This window comes from Corynebacterium sp. (assembly GCF_030152825.1).
Taxonomy (GTDB): Bacteria; Actinomycetota; Actinomycetes; order Mycobacteriales; family Mycobacteriaceae; genus Corynebacterium.
Genome location: NZ_JASLIP010000104.1, coordinates 1 through 2,642, shown reverse-complemented (window position 1 = coordinate 2,642; position 2,642 = coordinate 1). Strand labels below are relative to the sequence as shown.

The following is a 2,642-nucleotide window of genomic DNA, read 5'->3' as shown; positions in this document are numbered from 1 at the left end:
TGGGCGACCTCCATCGGCTCGGTGGGCTTGGGTGTGGGCCTGGCGGGCATGTACTTTGCGCCGGCACACCTGGGCATGGCTTTCGCGGTGCTCTTCGGCATCGGGCACGGCACTGCCACGGGTATTGCGTTCTCCCTGGCGATGCTGCGCACCCGCACGGTGGCGGGCACGGCGGGGCTGGGCGCGCTCAGCCAGACCGCGGGTTACACCTGCTCCGCGATCGGCCCGGTCGGGGCTGGTGCGCTGCACGACGTGCTCTCCGGCGGGGGAGTGGCCCAGCCGTGGTCCGTCGTGATGGCTGGCCTGGTGGCCCTGGTGGTGCTGCAGTTCCTCGCGGGCCTGTGGGCAGGCCGCGACCGCTACCTGGAGGACGCGCTGAGCTAGCTTTCCTTCGGCCCGAGCTCTTCCTCCAGCACTTCCTGCACGACCTTCATCGCGCTGAGTGCCGCGGGTGCCCCGCAGTACCCGGCGGTGTGCAGCACGGCCTCGGTGATCTCCTCGCGGGTCAGCCCATTGCGCAGGCCCCCGCGGACATGCCCGCGCAGCTCACCGGTGGCCCGCAGCGCGACGAGCATGCCGATGTTCAGCAGGCTGCGGTCACGCTTCTCCAGGCCCGGCCGGTTCCAGATGGAACCCCAGACGGTCGCGGAGATGTGCTTCTGCAGCTCTTCGCCGTCCTTACCCGCGTTGCGCTCGAGCGCGGCGTCCACGAAATCATCGCCCATGACCGCGCGTCGCATCTCGATCCCGGCGTCGTAGGCGGTGTCCATCGCCTCCGCCAGGGATTCGTTTTTCTTCGTCTCTTCGGCCATACTCTCGCCTTTCGTGTGGTGTTGTGGTTGCGGTGCTGTGTTTTTTAGCGACGCCGCCCGCCTCAAGCAGGCGCTAACCCCAGCTTAGAACCCGGTGCAGACACGCCCCGCGCAACGGTGCGACGATCGCCTCGGCGTGCTTGGTGATCACATGTGTGATCGTGTCCTGCTCGTCGGTGGCGGGTCAGTCCATCTGCAGAACGGTGCGCAGCTCTGCGAACAGTTCCGGGCGGACCTGGTGGGTGACCGTCCGGCCTACTCGCACCTTGTCTAGCAGGCCGGCTTCGGTCAATCGTTTGAGGTGGTGCGACACAGTTGGCTGACTCAACCCAGACCTCTCTGTTAGTTCCCCGACACTGACCGGGCCGCATCCCTCGGCCGCCAACCTCGACAGCAGCCGCAGGCGGGCAGGGTCGGCCAGCACCTTGAACAAGGTGGCATAACGCTCGGCCTGTTGCTCGGTCAGGGGGCCAGAACCGAGCGAGCAACAGGAGGCAAGATCAGTGAGTGGAAGGATCTGCGGGAGGGTCATAATAGCCATCCTATATTGACGGGCATCTATATGAAGATTACTTTTAATATCGATGACCATCAATATGTAAAAGGGGTCTTATGACTGTTTCCCATCGCCCGCGTATGTCCTTTTTGGACCACTTCCTGCCTGTGTGGATCCTTCTGGCCATGGCTGTTGGCCTACTCCTGGGCCGGGCGTTCCCCGGCATTAGTGACGCTCTGGGTGCCCTGGAGGTCGGCGGGATATCCCTGCCGATCGCCTTTGGTTTGCTGGTGATGATGTACCCGCCGTTGGCGAAGGTTCGTTACGATAAGACTCGGGAGATCGTCGCCGATAAACGCCTGATGACCGTTTCCCTCGTCTTTAATTGGCTGGTCGGACCGGCTTTCATGTTTGCTCTGGCCTGGATCTTCCTGCCTGATCAGCCGGAGTTACGCACGGGGCTGATCATTGTCGGCCTGGCTCGGTGCATCGCGATGGTGCTCGTCTGGTCGGATCTGTCGTGTGGTGACCGGGAGGCCACGGCCGTGCTGGTGGCTATCAACTCGGTGTTCCAGGTGATTATGTTCAGCGTGCTTGGTTGGTTCTACCTCCAGATCCTGCCCTCCTGGCTGGGGCTGGCGACCACCTTGGCCGAGTTTTCCTTCTGGTCCATCGCCACCTCCGTGCTCGTCTTCCTCGGCATCCCGTTGTTGGCCGGAGTGCTCTCTCGACTCATCGGTGAGAAGACCAAGGGCCGTGCCTGGTACGAGGACAACTTCTTGCCTGCAATCTCCCCGCTGGCGTTGCTCGGCCTGCTGTATACCATCGTGCTCCTGTTTTCCCTGCAAGGCGAGCAAATCACCTCCCAACCGTGGACCGTGGCTCGTCTCGCGGTGCCACTGCTGATCTACTTCGTGGGCATGTTCGCTCTCGCGCTGGCTGTCACGAAGATGTCGGGGATGAACTACGCACAGTCGGCGTCAGTGTCGTTCACGGCCGCGGGAAATAACTTCGAGCTGGCCATCGCCGTGGCCGTCGGTACCTTCGGGGCGAACTCCGCACAGGCGCTGGCCGGCACCATCGGGCCGCTGATCGAGGTCCCGGTGCTCGTCGGCCTGGTCTATGTCATGCTGTGGTTGGGGCCGAAACTCTTCCCCCAGGATCCGACCCTGCCCGCATCCCCCACATCGTCTTCACAGACTGCTGTATCCGAGAAGGAGAATGCCATCTCATGAGTACCCGTCCGAGAGTTCTGTTTGTCTGCGTAGGCAACGGCGGCAAGTCCCAGATGGCCGCAGCCCTGGCCGCTCAGCACGCTGGCGACCGGGTCGAGA

Annotated in this window: 3 protein-coding genes and 2 pseudogenes; 3 read left to right on the top strand and 2 right to left on the bottom strand. The window is 63.3% G+C overall.

Translation table 11 applies throughout. From position 1 onward, the window contains the following. Positions 1-384, top strand: a pseudogene (locus Q1V78_RS09340) (MFS transporter); the annotation flags it as partial. Here the strand turns inward: Q1V78_RS09340 and Q1V78_RS09335 are convergent. Beyond that, positions 381-812: a carboxymuconolactone decarboxylase family protein gene (locus Q1V78_RS09335; RefSeq protein ID WP_300613883.1), complete on the bottom strand. Its 432-nt coding sequence runs from the start codon at positions 810-812 to the stop codon at positions 381-383. The pseudogene Q1V78_RS09340 and the gene Q1V78_RS09335 sit on opposite strands and share 4 nt — an antisense overlap. A 184-nt stretch (positions 813-996) precedes the next feature. Next, positions 997-1,344 carry a helix-turn-helix transcriptional regulator gene (locus tag Q1V78_RS09330; RefSeq protein WP_300613881.1) on the bottom strand — a complete coding sequence of 116 codons (348 nt, stop codon included), beginning with the start codon at positions 1,342-1,344 and terminating at the stop codon, positions 997-999. An 80-nt stretch (positions 1,345-1,424) separates the two neighbouring features. Here Q1V78_RS09330 and arsB point away from each other — a divergent pair, with 80 nt between their 5' ends. Together arsB and Q1V78_RS09320 are read left to right on the top strand one after the other, a co-directional pair. Beyond that, positions 1,425-2,543, top strand: coding sequence for an ACR3 family arsenite efflux transporter (arsB, locus tag Q1V78_RS09325; protein WP_300613879.1), 1,119 nt, complete (start codon positions 1,425-1,427; stop codon positions 2,541-2,543). Continuing rightward, positions 2,540-2,642, top strand: a pseudogene (locus tag Q1V78_RS09320) (low molecular weight phosphatase family protein); the annotation flags it as partial. The gene arsB and the pseudogene Q1V78_RS09320, both read left to right, overlap by 4 nt.

Bases quoted from the DNA above. Each gene is read 5' to 3' on its own strand.
- Q1V78_RS09335 (WP_300613883.1), bottom strand. From the start codon at position 812: ATGGCCGAAGAGACGAAGAAAAACGAATCCCTGGCGGAGGCGATGGAC.
- arsB (WP_300613879.1), top strand. From the start codon at position 1,425: ATGACTGTTTCCCATCGCCCGCGTATGTCCTTTTTGGACCACTTCCTG.
- Q1V78_RS09330 (WP_300613881.1), bottom strand. From the start codon at position 1,344: ATGACCCTCCCGCAGATCCTTCCACTCACTGATCTTGCCTCCTGTTGC.